This window comes from Shewanella sp. c952, assembly GCF_019654975.1.
Classification (GTDB): domain Bacteria; phylum Pseudomonadota; class Gammaproteobacteria; order Enterobacterales; family Shewanellaceae; genus Shewanella.
In genome coordinates this window covers 14,317-39,355 of record NZ_BPEW01000030.1, presented here as the reverse complement: position 1 = coordinate 39,355, position 25,039 = coordinate 14,317, and the positions used below count along the sequence as shown (strand labels likewise).

Below are 25,039 nucleotides of genomic sequence, written 5' to 3'. Positions count from 1 at the left end.
TTACGCTTCTGTGTGGCTAATGCCGATATTTGAAATGCCGACGGCGACAATTTCGCGGCGTAACTCTTTGACAAAATCAGCTTTAAGATGAGGGTTTTCTTCAATTGCTTGTAGAAGAATTGCTTGCATCTCTTTTTCTTCAACCATCACTTCATGGTTGAAAATATAGTCATCTAATTCAGATTCTTTATCAAACTCTTGCTCGCAGGTCGCTTCAATATAGTTAGCAACAGTGGCTGATGAAAGCTTACTGATATTAGTAATATCTTCCTCTACCTTGCTCTCTAATGCACTTAGCAAAGAGGTCAACGCGACAGCAGCATCCATTGCAGGGTAGACGCCATATACGTCAAAGTCAGCGGGCTCTGGTGTATTCTCTTCAATACGTTCCATTTGTAGCTCAATGTTCAGCTTAAGCTTATTGTCATACATAGACTGCCAAAGTAGATTAAGCAGTGTATCGAGTACTTTGGGGTTGCCAAATTCACACACTTCAGAAAAAAGCTGATAATTGGGCAGCATACGTTGACAGAGTGCAATAGCAAAAAGTTTCTTTTGCGCTAGCGTTAGCCCTTTAAGGCGTTGAAAAAAGCCCGTCTTATTTGTCATCTTTTACATCCACTGATAGCTGGGTGATCACTTGATTAGCCGCTGATTCTACCTTAGTTAACTCATCAAGTAACTCAAGGATTTCAGGTTCTACGTCTTCTACAGCAATGCCTTTCTTTAATCCTGACTCAATCTCTTGGCATAGCTGTTGTGTCGTCGGCACGCCGCAATAACAACTTGCACCGTGCAACTTATGTATACAGGTCAACATGCCTTGTTGATCGAAGCTCGCCAGTGCACTATTTATATGTTCAACAGACTCTGGCAACGACTTTAATAGCATCTTCAACATATCGAGTGCTAAGTCTGGCTTATTATTCGCCTGCGTCAAACATAGTTCCCAGTTAAGGGTACGCTGGTCAAAGTGAGTAAACTTAGGTTTGTTTTTCCATTTGTGGATAACATCTTTAAGTGCTGTTTCATCAATAGGCTTCGGTAGGTAGCCGTCCATTCCGCTAGATGATATGCGTTCGCGCTCTTCGGCAATAGCATGTGCGGTCACCGCAATGATTGGTGTGTTACGGTTGGCCGAGTTTTGTCTTATCTGTTTAGTGGCACTAATACCGTCGGTACCCGGCATCTGTATATCCATAAAGATAAGATCGAAGCTACGCTGCTTTGCCAGTTGTACGGCCGCATCACCGTTGTCAGCTATATGAACTTGAGTTACCAGTTCCTTGAGCAGGGTGTCAATTAACTTCAAATTGGCAGGATTATCGTCAACAGCCAGTACGGTCAAGTTCTCTTTTGCCGCGGGAATAGCAAATGGCATCGGCAGTGGCAAAGCTTCAGCTTCTAGCGTTGATTGCGGATCAATTAAGCTACTCGATAGCCTTTTTTCACCAATGGGCATAGTGAGTTGCTTATCGATGTAGGGGCGAAATTGAGAGAATACGTCTTCGCTTTCGACACAATTGGTGATCAACATTAAATAGTTAATCTTAGGCTTAGTTACCTTGAGTAATTCCGCTGCGTTACCTGAAGCTGCTAAGCCTTTACAGCTAAACAGGCCATAATCGAATAAGTGGCTCGATTGAGTGACTATAAATTCTAGTTGTTTGCTGGTGGCAGCTTTGGTGACTCTTAACCCCCAACGTACAAGCATTCGTTCAATAGCGTGATGTGATAACGGATTTGGTTCGAATACCAGAATACTTTTATTTTTCAACGTACCTAGGGGTAAAGTATCGCTAATAGGGTATTGGCTTAAATTTAACGGTAAAGAGAACCAGAAGGTCGAGCCTTGCTGCGGCTCTGAGTTACAGCCAATTTGGCCGCCCATTCGATTAACTAAACGCTTGGTGATCACCAGTCCTAAGCCTGTTCCACCAAAGCGCCGTGAGATAGAAGAGTCTGCTTGGCCAAAAGCTTGGAACAAAGATGCGAGTTTTTCCGCTTCGATGCCTATACCTGTATCAATAATCTCTGTGCGAACATGCACCTTGCCGTCAGCTATCTCTTCTAGTTGCATTTTTAGCTGTACGCTACCACTGTCAGTAAACTTGACCGCATTGCCAACTAAATTAGTAATCACTTGGCTAAAACGCATAGCATCGCCAGTGACATCCTCTGGAATGCGCGGGTCGACATCTATCACTAGATCGATCTCTTTTTCTCTGGCACTACTCGAGAGCATCGTCACCGTTTCTTCGATGACCTCCCGAAGTGAGAATGGCATATTCTCTAATACCATTTTACCGGCTTCGAGTTTAGAGAAGTCCAAGATATCGTTAATGATACTCAAAAGGTTCGTCGCACTGCGCTCGATCGTACGAATGTAGTCTTGCTGACTAGAGTGCAGTGGCGTTTTCAACAGCTGTTTAGCGAACCCTATCACTCCATTAAGTGGGGTACGTAACTCATGCGACATATTGGCAAGAAATTCAGATTTAATCCGGCTGGCTTCTAAGGCTCGTTTCTTTGCCATATCAAGCTCGACGTTTTGAATTTCAATCTGCTCTAATGTCTCACGCAGATCGGATGTGGCTTGGTCAATATTTTGCTGCATTTCGTCGTGATATTCAGACAACGAACCCGCCATGGCATTAATACCACGCTTGAGGAGGTCAAGTTCACCAATCAAATTACCCGTTAGCCGAGTATCAAGTTTGCCTTCTCGAATTTTGGCGACAACTCGTACCATCTCCGTAATAGGTTGGGTAACGTTTTTAACCAAACGAAAAGTAAAGAAGAGGTTTAGTTGAACCCCGATTAACACAATAATAAATGCCGCAACCGCAGCACGATGTTGCTCTAGTAGGGCATTCTCTTTATTGATCAATATAGATATGTAGCCCAATTTTATGACTTCAGGCTCAATGCGCTGGTTGTTCTCATCAAAGGTATCGATAGGCTTGATGGCACTATTATTAAAAATAGGGCTGCGTAAAATCATACTATCGCCAACTTGTTCAAGTTCGGTTCTTAGCATCGAGCTTAATGGCTTGTCATATCTCATGACTTCATGATTTTTGTAATGATGTGAGGTGACAACGACGCGGTTGTTGACGTCAAAAATGGCAATGAATTGCACTAAAGAAGCTTTATTGAGCTGAGCGGCAGTGATTAATCGCTTGGTGGTTTCAAAATCTTTACTGTCTAAACCAACCTCTGCTGCAATCGCCAGCGGTTCGATAATATTACTCGCTTGATCGATGAGCGTTTCTTCAAGTTCATAGAATCTATTTATGGTAAAATAGCTGCCCAATAAAATACCCACTAAAATAGTTGGAGCTAACGCCAATACCAGAACCCATGAACGTAGGCTGTATTTGGTCATATTGTTGGCTTCATTCATGAGATGATTGCGTTACCGATAAATATAGTGTGAGTATTCGATAGACTGCCAGTAACAGCCTGTGTTGGCCAGTTTTTTTATCTATTTAGAGAGTAAAATGGCACAATTTTTTAAAGCAAAACCAAATAGATCTAAACAATTATCGTCAAAGTTATCTTTGAATGTTACTCAGTTAGATCATCTTGGCGCAGGTATCGCTCACCATCAAGGCAAGATTGTTTTTATCAATGGTGCATTGCCAGGCGAAACCGTGCAGGTACAACTGACTGAGCAGAAGAAGAAGTTTTCCAGAGCTAAGCTATTAAAAGTCGAAACTGCGTCGAGTGAACGTGTTGCCCCCTTATGTGTTCATTATGAAAAGTGCGGTGGCTGTGATCTTCAACACCTTAATGTTGAATCACAACGAGCACATAAAGCGAAAGCACTGCAAGAGTTAGTCGCTAAGTTTGCCCAAACAACGGCAAGTCAAGTCTGTGAAACCTTAAGTGATTCGCCGTGGCATTACCGCAGGCGCGCTCGTTTAGCGACCTGGTTTGATAAAAAAACTAAGCATATCAGTTTAGGTTTCCGCGCGAGCAGCAGCAGTGATGTGGTTGAGATCCAATCTTGTGCTGTGTTGGCTAAACCTCTGTCTGCATTAATCCCTCAACTGGCTTTTTTACTCAATCAATTAAGTGGTAAAAAGGCGCTCGGCCATGTTGAACTCACGCTGGCTGATAACGGTATTTTTGTGGTGCTGCGAGTCACTAAAGCGTTATCGGATAAAGACCGTCAGCGTTTAGCTGAGTTCGGTGAGTCTCAATCATTAAATTTACTGCTACAAGATGACGATGCCAACACCGAGCATTTAAGTGGCCACGGACTGCAGCCGTTTTATGGTTTTAATGATTGCGATGCGGAGCTTAAATTCTCAGCGGGTAATTTTATTCAGGTCAATGCTTCAGTCAACCAAGCTATGGTTAAACAAGCGGTGGATTGGTTAGCGCCGCAAGCTGGCGAACGAGTGCTGGATCTTTTTTGTGGTATCGGTAATTTCAGTTTGCCGTTAGCTAAAGATGGTGCAGAAGTTATTGGTGTTGAAGGTGTGCCTGCAATGGTTGAACAGGCAACGATTAACGCTAAAAATGCAGCGTTAGATAAAGTTTCTTTTTACCATGCAGACCTAAGTGCTGATCTGTCACAACAGCCATGGTTAGGAAAAGTCGATAAGATGCTGATTGATCCTGCGAGAGCTGGCGCTTATGAGAGCATGCTGTCGCTCAATAAACTTAAGCCTAAGGCGTTAGTCTATGTCAGTTGTAATCCAGCCAGCTTGGCCCGCGACAGTGAAGTGATTTTAAAGCAAGGTTACACACTGAAAAAAATTGCGATGGTGGATATGTTTCCACAAACACACCATTTGGAATCGATGGCGCTATTCGAACTTGGTAAATGACACTTTTAGTTACGATAGTCAGCGTTTGTTCATTGACAATAAACGCTGAATGCTGAAGATAGAGAGTCTTAATTTTAAAAGGATTAGATTAGCCGTTTTAAGTTAATCAGCCTTAGGATTTTAAAGGAATAACAGATAATGGTATCAGTTCGTGAAGCACATTTTAGCGACCCAGACTTTCAACTCGAAGAGTGGGTGAAACGTTATATAAGTGATTCCAACGAAGCCAACACTCTTTTGGAGTTGATTGAGCAGGTGGAGCTGTTAGTTGGTCAAGACAAAGAGACCAAAGCGCCAGTGCTCGAACGTGCCCGAGAGATGATAGAGATCCTTGCTCCGCTCAATATGGACATTGAAACCCTGCAAGCGGCAATTCTGTTTGTCGTTTTTGATGCCGACTTGATCTCTGAAGAGGAGATCCAAGAGCGCTTCGGTGCAAAATTAGAGATTTTAGTTTCCAGTGTCCAAACCATGAATGCGATTGGCGCATTGAAGGTAGATAACCAAACTCGCAACGGCGAACCCCAAATCGACAATATCCGTAAAATGCTATTGGCGATGGTTGAAGATGTACGCGCCGTGGTCATTAAACTTGCCGAACGTATTTGTTTACTGCGTGAGATAAAAAACGCCGATGAAGAGGTCAAAGTACTCATCGCCAGAGAGATTGCCGATGTTTATGCGCCGCTGGCAAATCGCTTAGGTATTGGACAGTTAAAATGGGAGCTTGAAGATATCTCTTTTCGCTACCTGCATCCACAAACCTATAAAGATATTGCCAAGCAGCTTGATGGGAAGCGAATTGATAGAGAAACCTTTATCGATGACTTTGTCAGCCAACTACAAGCACGGTTAGATAAAGACCAAATTCGCGCCAAAGTTTATGGCCGACCAAAACATATCTACAGTATCTGGAAAAAGATGAACGGTAAGCAGCTTAAGTTTGATGAGCTGTTTGATGTGAGAGCGGTGAGAATCGTTACTGATAGGCTGCAAGATTGCTATGGTGCGCTCGGTGTTGTACATACGCTTTGGCATCACATTCCACGCGAGTTTGACGACTATGTGGCGAATCCTAAACCTAATGGCTATCAATCGATCCACACTATTGTTGTGGGGCCAGAAGGGAAGACTGTCGAGATTCAAATCCGCACCGAGCAGATGCATGAAGATGCTGAGCTAGGTGTCGCTGCGCACTGGAAGTATAAAGAGGGCAGCGCGAGTGGTAAGCAAAGCGGCTATGAAGAGAAAATAAATTGGTTGCGTAAGATTCTACAGTGGCAAGAAGATGTTGCCGAAAGCGGCAATTTAGTTGATGAAGTGCGCAGCCAAGTGTTTGAAGATCGCGTCTATGTGTTTACCCCAAGCGGCGAAGTCGTCGACTTACCACTCGGTTCCACTGTGCTCGACTTTGCCTACTATATCCATTCTCATGTCGGGCATAAGTGTATTGGCGCTAAAGTTGACGGCCGCATTGTGCAGTTTACTTATCAAGTTGAAACTGGCCAACGTATTGAGATTATTACTTCTAAGAATCCTAACCCGAAAAGAGACTGGCTAAACCCTAATTTGGGTTACATCAAAACATCTCGGGCGCGCTCTAAGATCCAGCACTGGTTCAAACAGCAAGATAGAGACAAGAACATTGTCGCTGGACGTGAGATGTTAGAAACCGAACTTGCGCGGACTAATTTAAAAATTAAAGATGCTCAATCAGCAGTAGAGCGCTTCAATATGGTAAGTATGGATGACCTACTTGCAGGTATTGGCGGTGGTGATGTTCGTCTTAATCAAGTGGTTAACCACGTACAAAGCAAGCTGCGCACCAACGAGCTGTCTGATGAAGAAGTGCTCGAAGATCTGGTTAAAAAGAGCCAGAGCAAGCCTGCTCGAAAAGGTAAAGGTCAGGTAGAGGTTAATGGTGTGGGTAATCTTATGAGCCACATTGCTAAGTGTTGTCAGCCTGTGCCGGGTGATGAAATCTTTGGCTTTATTACCAAAGGCCGAGGGATCTCTGTGCACCGCGCCGATTGTGATCAGGTTAAAGAGCTTATTCGTGCTCATCCTGAACGCTCTGTTGAAGTGGTTTGGGGAGAGAATTACTCTGGTGGCTACAAAATACGTATACGGGTTATTGCAAGTGATAGATCTGGATTACTAAGAGACCTGACCTCAGTATTAGCTGCAGAAAAGTCTAACGTATTATCGATGACATCTTCATCAGATGTTAAAACCCAAACAGCAGCCATTGAGCTTGAACTCGAACTGTATAACCTTGATGGCTTATCTCGGGTGATTGCCAAGCTGTCGCAGGTTGACGGTGTCAGCGAAGCGCGCAGAGTATAAAGGCAGAACAGAAGTTATGACAGTGCAAACCGGAAACATGCAGCCTTTGCTGACCATTATGCAAAAGCTGCGCGACCCAAAATCTGGTTGCGCTTGGGATAAAGCGCAAACCTTTCAAACCATCGTGCCGTTTACCTTGGAAGAAGCTTATGAAGTGGCGGATACGATTGAGCGTTTGGCGCTTGATGAGTTGCCTGATGAGTTAGGCGATCTGCTGTTTCAAGTCGTGTTCTATTGCCAGCTAGGCAAAGAGCAGGGCATGTTTGACTTTGATACTGTCGTTAGCCGTATTTGCGACAAGTTAACCCGCCGACATCCCCATGTATTTGCCGGTTTGGAAAATACTAGCAGTGAGCAGATTAAACACAACTGGGAACAAATTAAGGAATCCGAACGCGCAGAGCGAGAACTGCACTCTGTGTTAGATGACGTTCCCTTGAGCTTACCGTCGCTTTCTCGCTCGATAAAGATTCAAAAAAGAGTGGCTCGTGTAGGATTTGATTGGCCTGATTTGCCTCCAGTGGTTGCTAAAATCCACGAAGAGATAGATGAAGTGCTATTTGAGGTGGAGCAGGAAAAGGTTGTCCAAAGCAAAGTTGAAGATGAAATGGGCGACTTATTGTTTGCTGTTGTAAACCTCGCGAGGCATTTAGGTGTCGAGCCAGAAAAGGCCTTAAGGCAAGCAAATCAAAAGTTTGAAAGACGCTTTCGCGGTGTCGAAGAGTGTGTTGAGCAAGATGGCAGAGGCTTTGATAAACATACATTAGACGAGCTTGATGCATACTGGGATAAGGTTAAACAGAGCGAGAAGAGTAAATAAACTGAATTTTAGGTTAATTCTAGTTTGTCGAATCGGTGATGCTTTGGTATAATATTGCCCCGTCCTAGTGCTTTCTTACAAGCACATATTTCCAACTCATTTTCTCAGGTTCAGCATGACTACAAGGTATATCTTCGTTACTGGTGGCGTGGTTTCATCACTAGGTAAAGGCATTGCAGCAGCATCTTTGGCTGCAATATTAGAGGCTCGCGGCCTCAACGTAACCATTATGAAGCTGGATCCATATATTAACGTCGATCCAGGTACCATGAGTCCAACACAGCACGGTGAAGTGTTTGTGACAGAAGACGGCGCTGAAACTGATCTAGATTTAGGTCACTACGAGCGTTTTATTCGTACCAAGATGAATCGTCGTAATAACTTTACCACTGGCCGTATTTACGAAGAAGTATTACGTAAAGAGCGTCGTGGCGACTATTTGGGCGCAACCATTCAGGTTATCCCACATATTACTAACGCAATTAAAGAAAAGGTACTTGCTGGTGGCGAAGGCCACGATGTTGCTATCGTTGAGATTGGCGGCACGGTAGGTGATATTGAATCACTACCTTTCCTTGAGTCTATTCGTCAACTTGGCGTTGAGCTAGGTCGCGAAAGAACACTATTTATGCACCTAACGTTAGTGCCGTTCCTCGGCGCTGCTGGTGAAGTTAAAACTAAGCCGACTCAGCACTCAGTTAAAGAGCTCCGTTCAATCGGTATTGCTCCTGATGTATTAGTTTGCCGTGGTGATCGAGCGATTCCAGCTAATGAAAAAGCGAAAATTTCGCTTTTCTGTAACGTAGAAGAGCGCGCGGTTATCTCACTTAAAGATGTTGATAGCATCTATAAGATCCCTGCTTTACTTAAAGCACAAGGTCTTGACCAACTTGTGACTAAGCGTTTTGGTATTGATTGCCAAGAAGCGGATCTGCACGAGTGGGAAAATGTTATCTACCAAGAAGCCAACCCAACGGGTGAAATTACCATTGGTATGGTGGGTAAGTACATTGAACTGCCTGATGCCTACAAATCAGTAAATGAAGCATTAAAACATGCTGGTTTGTTTAATCGCGTTTCAGTAAACATTAAGTATATTGACTCACAAAACGTTGAAGCTAAAGGTGAAGAAGTTCTTGCCGGGCTTGACGGTATCTTGGTTCCTGGTGGATTTGGAGAGCGTGGCGTTGAAGGTAAGATCATGGCTGCAAAGTATGCCCGTGAGAATAACCTTCCTTACTTTGGTATCTGTTTAGGTATGCAAGTTGCTCTTATTGAGTTCGCACGTAATGTTGCAGGCCTAGAAGGCGCACATTCAACGGAATTCAATAAAGAGTCACCGCATCCAGTTGTTGGTTTGATCACTGAATGGATCAACGAAGAAGGTCAAGTTGAAGAGCGTCATGAAGAGTCAGATTTAGGCGGTACAATGCGCTTAGGTGCTCAACTGTGTCACCTTGAAGAGGGCACTAAAGCCGCGACAGCCTATAAAGGCATTAGCTGTGTTGAGCGTCATCGCCATCGCTATGAAGTGAACAACAACTATAAAGATCGTCTTGAAAAAGCAGGTTTAATATTTAGTGGTCTGTCTTCAGATCGCCAGTTAGTTGAAATGATTGAGCTACCAAACCACCCATGGTTTGTAGCGGGTCAATTCCACCCTGAATTCACATCGACACCTCGTGATGGTCAGCCATTATTCGTAGGGTTTATTGCAGCAGCCGCCGCGTATCAAAAACGCGATTTAGGCTAAACCAAAATACTGGCCGCTTCCATTTGATGGGAGCGGTTTTTTTGTTTTTGGTGATGTGAGTTTAGACATAAAGAAATTCGTTTTACTTTTAACTTTAAATTTATCTTTCAAACTTAAATCGAGGGCATTATGGCTAAGATTATTAACATTATCGGTCGCGAAATCATGGATTCTCGCGGTAACCCAACTGTTGAAGCTGAAGTTCATTTAGAAGGCGGATTCATGGGTATGGCTGCAGCACCGTCTGGTGCATCTACAGGTAGCCGTGAAGCACTAGAGCTACGTGATGGTGACAAAGCACGTTATTTAGGCAAAGGCGTATTGAAAGCTGTTGAAGCTGTCAATGGTCCTATCGCTGACGCGCTGAAAGGCAAAGATGCGACAGCGCAAGCTGAACTTGATCAAATCATGATTGATTTAGACGGCACAGAAAACAAAGCTAAGTTTGGCGCTAACGCTATTCTAGCTGTGTCTCTTGCGGCTGCTAAAGCGGCTGCGGCCTTTAAAGGTGTACCTTTATACGCACATATTGCTGATCTAAATGGTACTCCGGGTGTTTACTCTATGCCATTACCTATGATGAATATCATTAATGGTGGTGAGCATGCAGATAACTCTGTTGATATCCAAGAGTTCATGATTCAACCTGTTGGTGCTGCAAACTTCCGCGAAGGCCTACGTATGGGCGCAGAAGTATTCCACAGCTTAGCTAAAGTACTAAAGGCTGATGGTCACTCTACAGCTGTTGGTGATGAAGGTGGTTTCGCGCCAAACCTACCATCAAATGCATCTGCTTTGGCTGCAATTAAAGTTGCAGTAGCAAACGCAGGTTACGAGCTAGGTAAAGACATCACATTAGCGATGGATTGTGCAGCCTCTGAGTTTTATGACAAAGAAGCCAACATCTATGACCTTAAAGGTGAAGGTAAGAAGTTCACTTCAGAAGAATTCAACTTCTTCCTACAGGACCTAACCAAAGAATACCCGATTGTTTCTATTGAAGATGGTCTTGATGAGTCTGATTGGGATGGTTTCGCACACCAAACTAAACTAATGGGTGATAAAATCCAATTAGTTGGTGACGATCTATTCGTAACAAACACTAAGATTTTGAAGCGCGGTATCGACAACAACATCGCTAACTCAATCTTAATCAAGTTCAACCAAATCGGTTCATTGACTGAAACTTTAGCTGCTATCAAGATGGCTAAAGATGCTGGCTTCACTGTTGTTATCTCTCACCGCTCAGGTGAAACTGAAGATTCAACTATTGCTGATTTAGCAGTAGGTACCGCTGCAGGTCAGATCAAAACGGGTTCTTTAAGCCGTAGTGACCGTGTTGCTAAGTACAACCAACTGCTTCGTATTGAAGAGCAACTTGGCGAAAAAGCACCTTATAACGGCTTAAGCGAGATTAAAGGCCAAGCATAATTTGCTATAAAGTGTAAAAAGGCCACCACTCGGTGGCCTTTTTTGTTGTACTATCTGTTTACTATTCCCAAATTCTTATCATTGTTATAATGAAACGCCTTCTCTTTGCCCTTATTGTGTTACTTGCCATGCTTCAATATCGCCTTTGGTTAGGAGATAAGAGTCTTGCTGACTCTATTCATCTGCAAGAGCAGATAAAGCTACAACAAGAAAGTAATGCGCAGCTTGTGGCAAGAAACCAGGTGTTAAGAGAGGAGATAAATGATCTGCGTAGTGGAACAGAAGCGCTTGAAGAGCGGGCTCGTAACGAATTAGGTATGGTTAAAGAGGGTGAAACCTTCTTTCGAGTTGTTGGTGGCGATCGGCTAACCAAACAGAATAATTAATACATTTTCACCTGCTAGCGAGATCCTCTAATGAGTCAATCAACCAATCAAATTATTGCTATCGTGCCAGCGGCGGGTATCGGTAGCCGAATGGGCGCCGAAGTGCCTAAACAATATCTAGCACTCAATGAGCAAACTATACTTGGTCATACTTTGGATTGTTTATTGAATCATCCTCAAATTACACAGGTTATCGTTGCGCTAAACCCTGAAGACAAGCACTTTTACCTGTTGCCACAAGCGCAACATAAGAAATTGCAGACTGTCACAGGCGGCAGTGAGCGCGCTGATTCGGTTTTAGCTGCACTGCAACAGGCTGATGAAAATAGCTGGGTTCTGGTCCATGATGCAGCGCGCCCTTGTTTAAGCCATTTAGATATTGATAAATTGATTGCATCAACAAACACTTTTCCGCAGGGAGCAATACTAGCTGCCCCAGTACGAGACACGATGAAACGTACTGGAAACAGTGGTGAGATCAACGCGACTGTTTGTCGTGACAACTTGTGGCATGCATTAACCCCACAATATTTTCAAGCAAAGCAGCTTAAACTTAATCTTCGGGCAGCACTCGCTGCAGGAGCTAAAATCACCGATGAAGCTTCAGCAATGGAATGGGCCGGGGTAATGCCCGGTATCGTTAGCGGTCGCGCAGATAATATTAAAGTTACCCACCCAGATGATCTGCAATTGGCTTCACTGTTTCTTAAAAACTTAGGCCACTAGGCTGACTACTAACGATTAGCTTGAGTATAAGCTTTACCGTTACGAGGAATTGAAATGAAAATTAGAATCGGCCATGGCTTTGATGTGCATAAATTTGGCGGCGAACCACCACTTATTTTAGGCGGCGTGACAGTCCCCTATGAAGTGGGTCTTATTGCACATTCAGATGGTGATGTCGTGCTACATGCTATCTCTGATGCCATATTAGGTGCTATGGCGTTGGGAGATATCGGCAAGCATTTTCCAGATACTGATGCTGAATTTAAAGGGGCTGATAGCCGGGTGTTATTAAAGCATTGCTATCAATTGGCATTAGATATGGGCTTTAGCTTGTCCAATCTCGACGTGACGGTTATTGCTCAGGCGCCGAAAATGGCGCCGCATATCGAAGCGATTAGATCGGTATTAGCCGCAGATCTGCAATCAGATATCGATGATATTAATGTTAAAGCGACTACCACCGAAAAACTCGGGTTTACCGGTAGAAAAGAGGGTATTGCAGTTGAAGCTGTGGTACTGATGACCAAGATTTAAAGAGAGCAAGATTGAGATGAGCGAACTTCACTACTTATACGGCAAGCCTAACGCTAAAGCTGATTTACGTACCCAGAATAGCGACTTCTTGGTGCAGGAGATCTTACCGTTTGCGCCAACAGGCGAAGGTGAGCATCATCTGCTACATATTCGAAAAGATGGTTTAAACACCGTTGAGGTCGCTAAAATGCTTTCAAGTTTTGCTCATGTGCACCCGAAAGAGGTGACTTATGCAGGGCAAAAGGACAAGAATGCGGTAACTGAACAGTGGTTTGGCGTGCGGATCCCAGGCAAAGAAACACCGGATTGGCAAAAAATAAATAGTGATCAACTCACGCTGTTGTCTTCATCTCGTCATGGAAAAAAGTTGCGGATCGGCGCGTTAGCAGGAAATCGTTTCACCTTAGTGCTAAGGAATGTATCAGAGGTTGAAGATGTGGTCGCTCGTCTAGACAAAATCGCGCAAATAGGTGTGCCGAATTACTTTGGAGAGCAGCGCTTCGGCCATGAAGGAAAAAATATTGTTTTCGGTCGACAGATGTTTACTGGGCGCAAAGTAAAAGATAGAAAAAAGCGCAGTATGTATCTATCTGCAGTGCGCTCTAACTTGTTCAACTTAGCGAGTTCAGCAAGATTAGCGGCTCATGGCGCCGCAACACTTGCGGGCGATTGCGTGATGCTTGCAGGTAGTAAGAGTTACTTTACCGCTGAGCATTGGGATGAAACATTAGTAGAGCGTTTAAACAAGAAGGACATTCAGCTATCGGCACCTTTATGGGGGCGAGGAGAGCCTCTGGCACAATTAGATGCGGCAGAGCTTGAATCAGTAGCGTTAGCAGAGTTTTCTGTCGATAGAGATGGATTAGAGCAAGCAGGCCTCAATCAAGAGCGTCGGACTTTGCTACTTGAACCGCAACATTTGCAGTATCAAGTTGAAGATAATACCATTACTCTTAAATTTGCTTTACCATCAGGCTCTTATGCCACATCGGTATTACGTGAACTGGTTGACTACCAAGATGTACAGGAAGTCGCAAGAAAAGCGATGCTAGCAGCACAACAGGATAACGTTTCAATCTAATGAAAATCTTAATTAGTAACGATGACGGGGTGAATGCAGCAGGCATTGCTGCATTAACCAACGCCTTAACGCTGATAGCGGAAACTTTAACGGTGGGGCCAGACAGAAACTGCTCAGGTGCTAGTAACTCTTTGACCTTGACGAATCCATTGCGGCTGAATAAGTTAGATAATGGTTATATATCAGTGAGCGGTACGCCTACTGATTGTGTTCACTTGGCGATAAGAGAGCTGTATCAAGATGAACCGGACATGGTGGTGTCGGGTATTAATGCTGGCGCTAATATGGGAGATGATACTCTCTATTCTGGAACCGTAGCTGCTGCAATGGAAGGGCGCTTTTTAGGCTTTCCAGCAATTGCAATTTCGTTAGTGGGATCTGAGCTAAAACACTATGATACAGCAGCACATTTTGCATTGAAGATAGTTCAGGGCTTAAAGAAGAGCCCTATCGCACAAGACAAAATCTTAAATGTAAATGTGCCTGATCTGCCTATCGAGGATATTAAAGGCATTAAAATCACGCGACTTGGTGCCAGACATCGAGCAGAAGGGATGGTAAGAACACAAGATCCTGCCGGTAAAGAGATCTTCTGGTTAGGCCCTCCTGGTGACAAACAAGATGCCAGCGAAGGCACTGATTTTTATGCTGTAGAGCATGGCTATATTTCTATTACACCCTTAACTGTCGATTTAACGGCATTTGAACAGCTGCCAGAGATGGTGACATGGCTTGAATCGTTAGCTTAATAGCAACAATTAGCCCCGCCAATAATTGGTTTGGGTGCTGCAACTTAATGACTCATTTAAATTGGAACTGTTATATATGGATCGGCTCGCGTCAACATCGGCTTTAAACCTAGCAAGAAGTTTGTATGAAGCTGGTATTCGTGATGAACCGGTTTTAAAAGCGGTAGCCAATACGCCCAGAGAGCGGTTCTTGGATGCGGCTTTGGGACATAAAGCTTATGAAAATACTGCTTTGCCTATCGGCCAAGGACAGACAATATCGCAGCCTTACATTGTTGCGCGGATGACCGAAATAATATTGCAATGTCAACCTCAAAAAGTGCTAGAGATCGGTACTGGTTCTGGTTACCAAGCGGCGATATTAGCGCAGTTGGTTCCTCAATTATGCACTGTAGAGCGTATTAAAAGTTTGCAAATACAAGCACGGCAGCGTTTAAAGAAGTTAGATCTACACAATATTGCCTTTAAATATGGTGACGGCTGGCAAGGTTGGCCAAGTAAAGGGCCATATGATGCCATTATGGTTACTGCCGCTGCAGCAAGTGTACCGACTGCATTGGTTGAGCAGTTAACCGACGGTGGAGTGCTGGTTATTCCTGTGGGTGAAACTTCACAGCAATTACTGAAAGTCACTCGTCAAGGCACTCAATTTGTTTCTGAGGCGATAGAAGTCGTGCGGTTTGTGCCATTAATTAATGGCGAGCTTGCTTAGTCATTTTAAATTTGCGAAATATTTCAGTTATCGTCGCAGACTAGCGATTTGGGGTGGCCTGTTTATATGAAGTTTTTATCACACTTCACTATCGTTTTTACTTTGTTGTTAGCTGGTTGTAGCTTTCAGGCTGATCGCCCTGCGCCTGTAGAATCGCTCAATTACCCTAGCAAACCTGCACACGATAAAGGCTCTATTACTGCTAGTCGCTATAAGGTGAAGCAGGGGGATACACTTTACTCTATCTCTTGGGGGGCAAATAAAGATTTTGCCCATGTAGCAAAGATAAATAATCTAGCAAAGCCTTACACCATCTACCCTGGACAGGTATTGAGTCTAAACTCTAAAAAATCTGTTACAAATAGCAATACTGCCAAAAAACCGTCAAAACAAGCATCTAAACAGCGAGTGAAGACATCTAAATCTGTTGATAAACAACCAGTTGTGGCTTCTTCCTCATCTCAAGTGACCGCTAAAACCGCGTCAAAAAAACAGCTTGATCATGTGGCAAAGTCTGCGTATTCTGTTACAGACAGTCAACAAGCTGTTAACCGAGTTATCCACAGGCAAGAGTCAACACTGCCGAAAAAGGTAAGTCGTTGGTCCTGGCCAGTGAAAGGTAAGATGATTGGTACTTTCTCAGCCAAAGAGCAGGGAAATAAAGGAATAAAGATCGCGGGTAATCGTGGTGACGCAATTAAAGCTGCTGCTAGTGGTAGAGTGGTTTATGCAGGAAGTGCACTACGAGGATATGGTAATTTAGTTATTATAAAACATAGTGACGATTTCCTCAGTGCTTACGCACATGCTGATAAGATCTTAGTAAAAGAAAAGCAAGTTGTTAATGCTGGACAGACAGTTGCTAAAATGGGTAGTACAGGCACGAATCGGGTCATGTTACATTTTGAGATCCGTTATCATGGGAAGTCAGTAAACCCACTTAAATATTTGCCTAAGCAATAATTGATTAGGCTGCCAATTTGGCAAATCGGAGGATAGTAAAGTGCAGTAATTAAATTGAAAATTCGGGAGATATATTATGGGCAGAACTAATAACGCCGTTATGGCAGAAGAACCTACGAATGTTTCTGTAAAGGAATCCAAATTAGACCTCAGTAAAAAAGCAGTTAAAGAAGCAGAATTAGAACAACAAGTACAAGATGATTTACAAAAAAACCTCGATGCAACTCAACTGTATCTTGGCGAAATCGGATTTTCCCCCCTTCTCAGTGCAGAAGAAGAGGTGTTTTTTTCACGCAAGTCTCTTAAGGGCTGTGAAAAATCACGTAACCGCATGATTGAAAGTAACCTCAGACTCGTGGTCAAAATTGCTCGCCGATACAATAATCGTGGCTTAGCGCTGCTCGATCTTATCGAAGAGGGAAATTTAGGCCTAATTCGAGCCGTTGAAAAATTTGATCCTGAACGCGGTTTTAGATTCTCTACCTACGCCACTTGGTGGATTAGACAAACAATTGAACGAGCAATAATGAATCAGACTCGTACGATTAGATTACCTATCCACGTTGTTAAAGAACTCAATGTCTACTTGCGTACAGCACGAGAACTCGCACACAAACTTGATCACGAACCCACAGCGGAAGAGATTGCTGAGAAGCTTGATCTATCAAGTAGTGATGTTAGTCGTATGCTTAAGCTCAATGAACGCATTACCTCTGTGGATACCCCATTAGGCGGTGAAAGTGATAAAGCACTACTCGACGTATTAGCCGATGATGACAACGTTGGTCCTGATTACAAAGTTCAGGATGAAGATATGTCAAAATCAGTGGTGAAATGGTTAGATGAACTCAATACCAAGCAAAGAGAAGTGCTAGCGCGCCGATTCGGGTTATTAGGTTATGAGCCATCAACACTTGAAAATGTAGGCAAAGAGATTGGTTTGACACGTGAGCGTGTACGCCAAATCCAAGTAGAAGCGTTAAAGCGTTTGAAAGATCTACTCGGGGCTCAAGGGCTGTCAGTTGAAGCTATCTTCAGAGTGTAGTTGCTTTAAATAAATTAAAGGCGCCAATGGCGCCTTTTTTGTACCTCTTGATTACAAATTACCTAGTCATTTTCTTCAAGTTGTATAGGTAATCGAGAGCTTGTTTTGGTGTTAGTTCATCAGGGTTTAGCTTTTCAAGTGCTTCTATCACTGGTGATGTCGGCTGAGTTGGGAAGCTCATTGTCTGCTGCACAGCCATCTCTCCATTTTTAGATTGCTCTAATGCGTGATCGCGGCTTTCTAAATGGTGAAGTTTTTGTTTGGCCGCATTGATAACGCTGTTAGGAACACCTGCAAGTGCAGCAACTTGTAGTCCATAACTACGGCTCGCTGGACCTTCCTGTACTGCATGCATAAATACAATACTGTCACCATGTTCAACGGCATCTAAATGCACGTTTTCGACATTTCCCATCTGTTCTGGCAGCTGGGTCAACTCGAAATAATGAGTGGCAAATAGGGTCATAGCGTTTAAATTATTTGCTAAGTATTCAGCTGCTGACCACGCAAGTGAAAGACCATCATAGGTTGAGGTTCCACGACCAATTTCATCCATTAGCACTAAGCTATTTGGCGTCGCATTATGAAGGATATTTGCCGTTTCAGTCATTTCCACCATGAAGGTTGAGCGGCCAGATGCTAAATCATCAGATGCACCAATGCGCGTAAATATCCTATCAACTGGGCCGATAACCGCGTGTTCTGCGGGAACATAACAACCTATATGGGCCATTAATGTAATGAGGGCAATCTGTCTCATATAGGTGGACTTACCCCCCATATTAGGTCCTGTCACAATCAGCATCTTACGCTGTGCATTTAGCGTCACTGGGTTGGCGATAAATGGACTCTGACTGACTTGCTCGACGACAGGGTGGCGGCCTGCTTCAACGTGTATGCCTGATATGTCAGAAAGCTCTGGGCAGGCATAATTAAGCGTTTCAGCGCGCTCAGCGAAATTGCATAATACATCTAACTCTGCCGCCGCAGTGGCAAACTCTTGCAGTTCATGCAGCTTAGGTAAGATGAGATCAAACAACTGTTCCCATAACTGTTTTTCGAGTGCTAACGCTTTGCCCTGGCTAGAAAGCACTTTCTCTTCATGCTCTTTTAGCTCAGCAATAATATAACGTTCAGTGTTTTTGAGTGTTTGACGTCGCTGATAGCTCAGTGGTACTAAATCAGACTCACGGCGGCTGACTTCAATATAGTAACCGTGAACTCGGTTATAACCGACTTTGAGGGTCGATATACCTGTTTGCTCTTTTTCTCTGGCTTCAAGCTGAGTTAAGTAATCAGTAGCCCCGGCGCTCAGTACGCGCCACTCATCCAACTCTGCATCGTAACCGTCTCGTATTACACCGCCATCGCGAATAAGCATGGGCGGATTGTCGACAACAGCCCTAGAGAGCAATGCTAACTCTTCAGGAAACTCTCCAATAACCTGCGACAAATATTGTAGATGAGGCTCTGAGGAGGTTTTTAACGTTTGTTGTAGCTGAGGTAATAAGCCTAATGCCTGACGCAAACGGGCGAAATCTCTTGGTCGGGCGTTTCGAAGCGCGATACGTGCAGTAATTCGCTCAACATCCCCAAGCGCTTTTAAATCGTCAGCCAGTAGCTGATAATTCTCTGTTGCAATTAACTCGGCTATTGATGATTGCCTTGCTTTAATCACTTGGTGATCTCGCAGTGGTTGATGCAACCAGCGCTGCAACATGCGACTGCCCATAGCGGTAACAGTACTGTCTAAAACTGATGCTAAAGTATTAGTGTGCCCACCTTGTAAGTTAACGGTTAGTTCAAGATTACGGCGGGTTGCTGCATCAAGCACTATGCTATCTGTTTGGTTAAAACGTACGATAGAGTTAATGTGTGGCAGTGCGGTACGCTGAGTATCTTTAACGTATTGCATCAAACAGCCAGCAGCTTGTAGCGAAAGTCTCGCACCTTCAATACCGAAACCATTAAGATCTTTTGTACCGAACTGATTTAGTAGTAAACGTTGGCAGGTATCAAAGTCAAACTCCCATTCAGGACGACGGCGAGTACCATTCATGCCGGCAATAAGGCTCATCTGCGAAAAATCTTCGCTATATAGTAACTCTGCTGGGTTGGTTCTTTGCAGTTCAGCTTCTAGCGCTTCGGTATCTGCAAGCTCTGTGACTACAAAACGACCCGATGCGATATCTAGAGTGGCGTAGCCGTAACCGCTCTTCCCTTGATAGAGCGCGGCTAACAAATTGTCTTGTCGCTCCTGCAGTAATGCTTCATCGGTTAGTGTACCTGGGGTGACAATGCGAACGACTTTACGCTCAACTGGGCCTTTTGAAGTCGCGGGATCACCTATTTGCTCACATATCGCAACCGAGACCCGTAATTGAACAAGCTTAGCTAGATAGCCTTCTACTGCATGGTAGGGAAGGCCAGCCATGGGGATAGGATCACCGCCGCTTTTGCCTCTCGCTGTTAATGATATCCCTAACAGCTCCGATGCAAGCTTGGCATCTTCGTAGAAAAGTTCGTAGAAATCCCCCATGCGATAAAATAGCAACATGTCTGGATGTTGCGCCTTTAACGTCAAATATTGACGCATCATTGGGGTATGTTTTTCTAAGTTTTGCGGTTCAATTGCAGTCATTGATTTGCTTTGCCTGTACTTTTACTGCGGCCGTCGTGAGCCATGAAACAATTATGGGAGCCAATCTTAGCAATTTTTTACGCATTTTAGTGTGGATTATTGCAATGAAATACTGCTATTTCTTGCCTATGTTGAACAGTGATTAACTATCTTATTGATTTATAGGTCTTTGTAAAAAAATCTTGCACAGTACTTGATACTGTATGATTGTACAGTATACTAGTTTCATATTGAGGCTCTAGAGAAGGCATTAGAGTCATCACCTAAATGATAATGCAGTGCTGATACTGTATTAGCACTGAGATCCAAAGGACATAAGAATGAAGACTGATCCAAATAAAGAGAAAGCGTTAAATGCCGTTTTAGGTCAAATTGAAAAGCAATTTGGTAAAGGTTCAATTATGAAATTGGGCGAAGATCGCTCAATGGATGTTGAAACTATCTCGACAGGCTCTCTATCTTTGGATGTCGCATTAGGTGCTGGCGGCCTACCAATGGGGCGTATCGTTGAGATCTATGGTCCTGAATCATCAGGTAAGACGACGCTTACTCTTGAAGTTATCGCAGCAGCGCAAAAGCAAGGCAAGACTTGTGCCTTTATCGATGCGGAGCATGCCTTGGATCCTGTATATGCTCAAAAGCTAGGTGTTGATATTGATAACCTACTTTGTTCACAGCCTGATACGGGTGAACAAGCGTTAGAGATCTGTGATGCATTGACTCGCTCAGGCGCTGTAGATGTGATTATTGTTGACTCGGTAGCAGCACTAACACCAAAAGCTGAAATTGAAGGCGAAATTGGTGACTCTCACATGGGCCTTGCTGCACGTATGATGAGCCAAGCTATGCGTAAGCTTGCAGGTAATCTTAAGCAGTCTAATACTTTACTTATCTTTATTAACCAAATTCGTATGAAGATTGGTGTGATGTTTGGTAACCCAGAGACGACAACGGGTGGTAATGCACTTAAGTTTTACGCTTCAGTTCGTTTAGATATCCGCCGTACCGGTGCTATTAAAGATCGTGACGAGGTTATTGGTAACGAAACACGCGTTAAAGTGGTTAAGAACAAGATTGCTGCACCATTTAAGCAAGCTGAATTCCAAATTCTTTACGGTCAAGGTATTAACAGCACTGGCGAGTTGGTTGACCTTGGTGTTGTGCATAAATTGATTGAAAAGTCAGGTGCATGGTATGCCTATAAAGGCAGCAAAATCGGCCAAGGTCGCGCAAATGCGGGTAAGTACTTAATCGAGAACCCAGAAATATCTGATGAGATTGAAACAGCGTTGCGCTCTATGCTTTTAGGCAGTGGCGAAAAAGTTGAAGCTGGCGCCACTGATACGGCTGGTGATAATGTCGATATGGAAACTGGTGAAGTTTTTTAAACGACTGCCATCACTCTATAAATCCTAAACATTTAGGGTTATAAATGCCAACTACGGCGCGCTTATAGCGCGCCGTAGTTGTTTTTTAGCTGCAATTTTTAAGGTGTCGATGAATGTGTTGTCTATATGCGGATAACAGGCTGCTTTTACGCTCATATCTATTAGTTACCGTGTAATACCAATTGTATTAAAAGTCTGACCATTCAGCGGGAATTCAAAACGCTGCAGGCAAGTCGTGGGGGTTGAACTAATCGTTATTCTTTGTTCTGGCATGCTGCTTCGTTCTCGATAATTTCTGCTGCATTATTCTACCTTCGAGCATCCTTGGTCTCGTGCCTGCTAAATCTGACCGTCAAGGAGGGCCGGATTGTCTTATTTTGTATGGAACAAAATAGACCGTTTAGTCGTATATCCATATGCCATAGCGAAGCGTGCAGCGTTTTGCTAATTTTTTACCTCAGCCGCACTGAACGGGTCAAATACTTAATGCAATTGGTATAAGATCCATTTTATTTTTAACTGTCTAGCTAGTTTTACATCGACAGGGCTGGTTGTTAGCCATGACACTGCTTATAATGCTGTTCATAAAAATTTATCATTAGGCTCTTTTCGAGCTAGTTGCACAACCTAATTCAGGACGGTTTCATGTATCAAACCACTGCAGCACTGCGTAGTGCTTTTTTGGAATATTTCCGCACAAATGGTCACCAGGTCGTTGATAGTAGTTCTCTCGTGCCGGGTAATGACCCAACACTGTTATTTACCAATGCGGGCATGAACCAGTTCAAGGATGTATTTCTTGGCGAAGACAAGCGTAACTATACCCGTGCCACCTCTTCTCAGCGTTGCGTTCGCGCAGGTGGTAAGCATAATGATTTAGACAATGTTGGTTATACAGCACGTCACCATACATTTTTCGAAATGTTGGGTAATTTTAGCTTTGGCGATTACTTTAAAGAAGATGCAATTAACTTTGCATGGAACTTCTTAACTAAAGAGTTAAAGCTGCCTAAAGAGCGTTTATGTGTAACGATCTACGAAACAGATAATGAAGCGTATGATATTTGGACTAAGAAAGTCGGTGTAGCGCCTGAAAATATTATTCGCATTGGTGATAACAAAGGTGCTGCTTATGCGTCAGATAACTTTTGGCAAATGGGTGATACTGGTCCTTGTGGTCCTTGTACTGAAATATTTTATGATCATGGTGAACATATCTGGGGTGGACGCCCAGGCACGCCTGAGGAAGATGGCGACAGATTTATAGAGATCTGGAACATTGTATTCATGCAGTACAATCGCCAATCTGACGGTGCGATGAACCCGCTACCAAAACCTTCGGTTGATACTGGCATGGGTATTGAGCGTATCGCAGCTATTATGCAGGGTGTGCACTCTAACTACGAAATTGACATTTTCCAAGCACTTATCAAAAAGACTGCAGAAATTCTTGGCGTGACTGATTTAGAGAATAAATCTTTGCGAGTTATTTCAGATCATATTCGTTCATGTGCCTTCTTAATCGCTGATGGCGTTATGCCATCAAACGAAGGTCGCGGCTATGTACTTCGTCGAATTATTCGTCGTGCGGTACGTCATGGCAACAAGCTGGGCGCAACGAGTAGTTTCTTCTATAAATTAGTACCAACATTAATCGAAGTGATGGGTGATGCTGCTAAAGGTTTAGTTGCAACACAGGCTATCGTAGAAAAATCACTTAAAGCTGAAGAGGAGCAATTTGCTCGTACTCTAGAGCGTGGTCTAGGTATTTTAGATAATGCACTATCTAGCTTGAAAGGCGATGTACTCGACGGTGAAACAGCATTTAAGCTGTATGACACATACGGCTTCCCTGTTGATTTGACTGCTGATGTTTGTCGTGAGCGCGATATCACAGTTGATGAAGCGGGTTTCAAAACTGCAATGGCTGAGCAGCGCAGTCGTGCTCAAGCAGCCGGTCAGTTTGAAACTGATTACAATGAAGGCCTGAAAATTGAGGAGCAGAGCGGTTTTGTTGGTTACCAAGAGCTCAATAACCAAGCGACCGTTACCGCTATTTATAAAGCGGGCGAGCCGGTTGATGTGCTGAATGTTGGTGATGAAGCGGTTATCGTACTTGATAACACACCGTTTTATGGCGAATCAGGTGGCCAGTGTGGTGATAAAGGTGTGCTGCTAGCTGACGGTATCGAGTACCAAGTAGCTGATACACAGAAATATGGCCAAGCAATAGGGCATATCGGTAAGCTTGCTGAAGGCTCAATTGCCGTTGGGCAAAGTATCGCAACCAATGTCGACAAGAAGCTACGTCATCGCACTGAGTTAAATCACTCTGTGACGCACCTTTTACACGCAGCATTGCGTCAAGTACTCGGCACTCATGTTACTCAAAAAGGTTCATTAGTTGATCCAGAGCGTTTACGTTTTGACTTCTCTCATTTCGAAGGTGTTAAAGCCTCAGAGATTAAAGACGTTGAAGAGTTGGTTAATACTCAAATTCGTCGCAACCATGAGCTTAAAGCTGAAGTGATGGATATTGAGCAAGCCAAAGAAAAGGGCGCTATGGCGTTATTTGGCGAAAAATATGACGCCGAAGTACGCGTCGTAACTATGGGTGACTTCTCCATTGAGCTTTGTGGTGGAACACACGTAGGTCGAACGGGTGACATTGGTTTGTTTAAGATCACTTCTGAAGGTGGCATAGCTGCAGGAATACGCCGCATTGAAGCGGTAACTGGCGCGGCAGCAATCGCATATGTAGCTAAACAGCAAGCTTCACTTGAAGAGGCCGCAGCACTGCTTAAAGGCGACAGCGCGTCTGTTGTGGTAAAACTTAAGGCTCAGCTTGATAAGTCGAAGGCTCTTGAGAAAGAACTTGCGCAGCTAAAAGATAAGTTAGCTGCAGCGACCAGTGCCGATCTTGCCGGAGAAGCGGTTGATATTAACGGTATAAAAGTTTTAGTTAAGCAACTTGAAGGTGTTGATGCAGGTTCACTCCGTGGCTTGCAAGATGAGCTCAAGCAAAAGCTTAAGTCAGGTATCGTAGTATTAGGCATCGCTGGAGACGCCAAGGTTAACTTGATTGCTGGTGTGACTAAGGATCTCACGGGTAAAGTGAAAGCAGGCGAACTTGTTGCCTCTATCGCTGTTCAGGTTGGCGGCAAGGGCGGCGGACGCCCAGATATGGCTCAGGCGGGTGGTAGTCAGCCTGAGAACCTTAAAGGTGCATTAGATAGCGTAATCCCGTGGATTACAGATAAGCTTGCTTAATGACACTGATTGTTGAATGAAAACACCAAAAACGCTCTTTATGAGCGTTTTTTGTTGTTAGAAGCTTAAAAAGTAGAATGTTAACAAGGTTCATGCGAGCGTTTCGCCAACTAATGGCATAAATATCACTGTTTACGAGAAAACTAGTAGATATCACAGTTAACTTTGGTATGGTTGAATGTGACAATTAAGAGTTGTGTGGCTATAGACACGGTTAAGTCATGATGAGGAAGCTATTGGTGCTTTTTTCATACTTGTTTAATCTAGATGTTTGATAATGGCCTTTTAGTGCAGTTTTTTCTTAATATGGCTTATAGGGTTTAGTCTTCAAAATAGTGTAAACCGTTTTAAAG

At 43.7% G+C, this 25,039-nt stretch carries 18 protein-coding genes; 15 read left to right on the top strand and 3 right to left on the bottom strand.

Features of this window, described 5'->3' with window-relative positions:
• Both K5R16_RS17160 and barA read right to left on the bottom strand, forming a co-directional pair.
• Positions 1-609, bottom strand: coding sequence for a YjaG family protein (locus tag K5R16_RS17160; protein WP_220738926.1), 609 nt, complete (start codon positions 607-609; stop codon positions 1-3).
• The gene (barA, locus tag K5R16_RS17155; protein ID WP_220738924.1) at positions 599-3,406 is read right to left on the bottom strand and encodes a two-component sensor histidine kinase BarA; all 2,808 of its coding nucleotides are present in this window, start codon (positions 3,404-3,406) and stop codon (positions 599-601) included. Before barA ends, K5R16_RS17160 begins: the two co-directional genes overlap by 11 nt.
• Positions 3,407-3,503: 97 nt before the next feature.
• Here barA and rlmD point away from each other — a divergent pair, with 97 nt between their 5' ends.
• From rlmD to rpoS, 13 genes are all read left to right on the top strand, one after another.
• Positions 3,504-4,841, top strand: coding sequence for a 23S rRNA (uracil(1939)-C(5))-methyltransferase RlmD (rlmD, locus tag K5R16_RS17150; protein WP_220738922.1), 1,338 nt, complete (start codon positions 3,504-3,506; stop codon positions 4,839-4,841).
• Positions 4,842-4,979: 138 nt separating this feature from the next.
• A complete protein-coding gene (gene relA, locus K5R16_RS17145) occupies positions 4,980-7,187 on the top strand; it encodes a GTP diphosphokinase (protein WP_220738920.1) in 2,208 nt (735 codons plus the stop codon).
• 16 nt (positions 7,188-7,203) lie between these two features.
• On the top strand, positions 7,204-8,007 hold the full coding sequence (mazG, locus tag K5R16_RS17140; RefSeq protein WP_220738918.1) for a nucleoside triphosphate pyrophosphohydrolase: 804 nt from the start codon (positions 7,204-7,206) through the stop codon (positions 8,005-8,007).
• A 115-nt stretch (positions 8,008-8,122) separates the two neighbouring features.
• Entirely contained in the window at positions 8,123-9,760 is a 1,638-nt protein-coding gene (locus K5R16_RS17135; protein ID WP_220738916.1) for a CTP synthase, read from the top strand.
• Between the two features lie 129 nt (positions 9,761-9,889).
• Entirely contained in the window at positions 9,890-11,191 is a 1,302-nt protein-coding gene (gene eno, locus K5R16_RS17130) for a phosphopyruvate hydratase (RefSeq protein WP_220738914.1), read from the top strand.
• A gap of 89 nt (positions 11,192-11,280) precedes the next feature.
• On the top strand, positions 11,281-11,577 hold the full coding sequence (gene ftsB, locus K5R16_RS17125) for a cell division protein FtsB (protein ID WP_044555715.1): 297 nt from the start codon (positions 11,281-11,283) through the stop codon (positions 11,575-11,577).
• Between the two features lie 30 nt (positions 11,578-11,607).
• Positions 11,608-12,303, top strand: a complete 696-nt coding sequence (gene ispD / locus K5R16_RS17120; RefSeq protein ID WP_220738912.1) for a 2-C-methyl-D-erythritol 4-phosphate cytidylyltransferase — start codon at positions 11,608-11,610, stop codon at positions 12,301-12,303.
• A 54-nt stretch (positions 12,304-12,357) separates the two neighbouring features.
• The gene (ispF, locus tag K5R16_RS17115; RefSeq protein WP_220738910.1) at positions 12,358-12,837 is read left to right on the top strand and encodes a 2-C-methyl-D-erythritol 2,4-cyclodiphosphate synthase; all 480 of its coding nucleotides are present in this window, start codon (positions 12,358-12,360) and stop codon (positions 12,835-12,837) included.
• Between the two features lie 16 nt (positions 12,838-12,853).
• A complete protein-coding gene (gene truD, locus K5R16_RS17110) occupies positions 12,854-13,918 on the top strand; it encodes a tRNA pseudouridine(13) synthase TruD (RefSeq protein ID WP_220738908.1) in 1,065 nt (354 codons plus the stop codon).
• Positions 13,918-14,667, top strand: a complete 750-nt coding sequence (gene surE, locus K5R16_RS17105) for a 5'/3'-nucleotidase SurE (protein WP_220738906.1) — start codon at positions 13,918-13,920, stop codon at positions 14,665-14,667. Before truD ends, surE begins: the two co-directional genes overlap by 1 nt.
• A gap of 76 nt (positions 14,668-14,743) precedes the next feature.
• Positions 14,744-15,379, top strand: coding sequence for a protein-L-isoaspartate(D-aspartate) O-methyltransferase (locus K5R16_RS17100; RefSeq protein WP_220738904.1), 636 nt, complete (start codon positions 14,744-14,746; stop codon positions 15,377-15,379).
• A gap of 66 nt (positions 15,380-15,445) precedes the next feature.
• Positions 15,446-16,342, top strand: a complete 897-nt coding sequence (locus K5R16_RS17095; protein ID WP_220738902.1) for a peptidoglycan DD-metalloendopeptidase family protein — start codon at positions 15,446-15,448, stop codon at positions 16,340-16,342.
• A 76-nt stretch (positions 16,343-16,418) separates the two neighbouring features.
• The gene (rpoS, locus tag K5R16_RS17090) at positions 16,419-17,387 is read left to right on the top strand and encodes an RNA polymerase sigma factor RpoS (protein ID WP_220738901.1); all 969 of its coding nucleotides are present in this window, start codon (positions 16,419-16,421) and stop codon (positions 17,385-17,387) included.
• A 58-nt stretch (positions 17,388-17,445) separates the two neighbouring features.
• Here the strand turns inward: rpoS and mutS are convergent, their stop codons facing one another.
• Positions 17,446-20,028, bottom strand: a complete 2,583-nt coding sequence (gene mutS / locus K5R16_RS17085; protein ID WP_220738899.1) for a DNA mismatch repair protein MutS — start codon at positions 20,026-20,028, stop codon at positions 17,446-17,448.
• 320 nt (positions 20,029-20,348) lie between these two features.
• Between mutS and recA the strand changes: the two genes are divergently transcribed.
• Positions 20,349-21,416, top strand: coding sequence for a recombinase RecA (gene recA, locus K5R16_RS17080; RefSeq protein ID WP_220738897.1), 1,068 nt, complete (start codon positions 20,349-20,351; stop codon positions 21,414-21,416).
• Between the two features lie 645 nt (positions 21,417-22,061).
• On the top strand, positions 22,062-24,686 hold the full coding sequence (gene alaS, locus K5R16_RS17075; protein ID WP_220738895.1) for an alanine--tRNA ligase: 2,625 nt from the start codon (positions 22,062-22,064) through the stop codon (positions 24,684-24,686).
• Positions 24,687-25,039: the final 353 nt, after the last annotated feature.

Coding starts and splice junctions, on each gene's coding strand:
- surE (WP_220738906.1), top strand. CDS start 13,918: ATGAAAATCTTAATTAGTAACGATGACGGGGTGAATGCAGCAGGCATT.
- ispD (WP_220738912.1), top strand. CDS start 11,608: ATGAGTCAATCAACCAATCAAATTATTGCTATCGTGCCAGCGGCGGGT.
- K5R16_RS17135 (WP_220738916.1), top strand. CDS start 8,123: ATGACTACAAGGTATATCTTCGTTACTGGTGGCGTGGTTTCATCACTA.
- ftsB (WP_044555715.1), top strand. CDS start 11,281: ATGAAACGCCTTCTCTTTGCCCTTATTGTGTTACTTGCCATGCTTCAA.
- barA (WP_220738924.1), bottom strand. CDS start 3,406: ATGAATGAAGCCAACAATATGACCAAATACAGCCTACGTTCATGGGTT.
- K5R16_RS17100 (WP_220738904.1), top strand. CDS start 14,744: ATGGATCGGCTCGCGTCAACATCGGCTTTAAACCTAGCAAGAAGTTTG.
- truD (WP_220738908.1), top strand. CDS start 12,854: ATGAGCGAACTTCACTACTTATACGGCAAGCCTAACGCTAAAGCTGAT.
- recA (WP_220738897.1), top strand. CDS start 20,349: ATGAAGACTGATCCAAATAAAGAGAAAGCGTTAAATGCCGTTTTAGGT.
- eno (WP_220738914.1), top strand. CDS start 9,890: ATGGCTAAGATTATTAACATTATCGGTCGCGAAATCATGGATTCTCGC.
- mutS (WP_220738899.1), bottom strand. CDS start 20,028: ATGACTGCAATTGAACCGCAAAACTTAGAAAAACATACCCCAATGATG.
- K5R16_RS17160 (WP_220738926.1), bottom strand. CDS start 609: ATGACAAATAAGACGGGCTTTTTTCAACGCCTTAAAGGGCTAACGCTA.
- rlmD (WP_220738922.1), top strand. CDS start 3,504: ATGGCACAATTTTTTAAAGCAAAACCAAATAGATCTAAACAATTATCG.
- rpoS (WP_220738901.1), top strand. CDS start 16,419: ATGGGCAGAACTAATAACGCCGTTATGGCAGAAGAACCTACGAATGTT.
- K5R16_RS17095 (WP_220738902.1), top strand. CDS start 15,446: ATGAAGTTTTTATCACACTTCACTATCGTTTTTACTTTGTTGTTAGCT.
- mazG (WP_220738918.1), top strand. CDS start 7,204: ATGACAGTGCAAACCGGAAACATGCAGCCTTTGCTGACCATTATGCAA.
- alaS (WP_220738895.1), top strand. CDS start 22,062: ATGTATCAAACCACTGCAGCACTGCGTAGTGCTTTTTTGGAATATTTC.
- relA (WP_220738920.1), top strand. CDS start 4,980: ATGGTATCAGTTCGTGAAGCACATTTTAGCGACCCAGACTTTCAACTC.
- ispF (WP_220738910.1), top strand. CDS start 12,358: ATGAAAATTAGAATCGGCCATGGCTTTGATGTGCATAAATTTGGCGGC.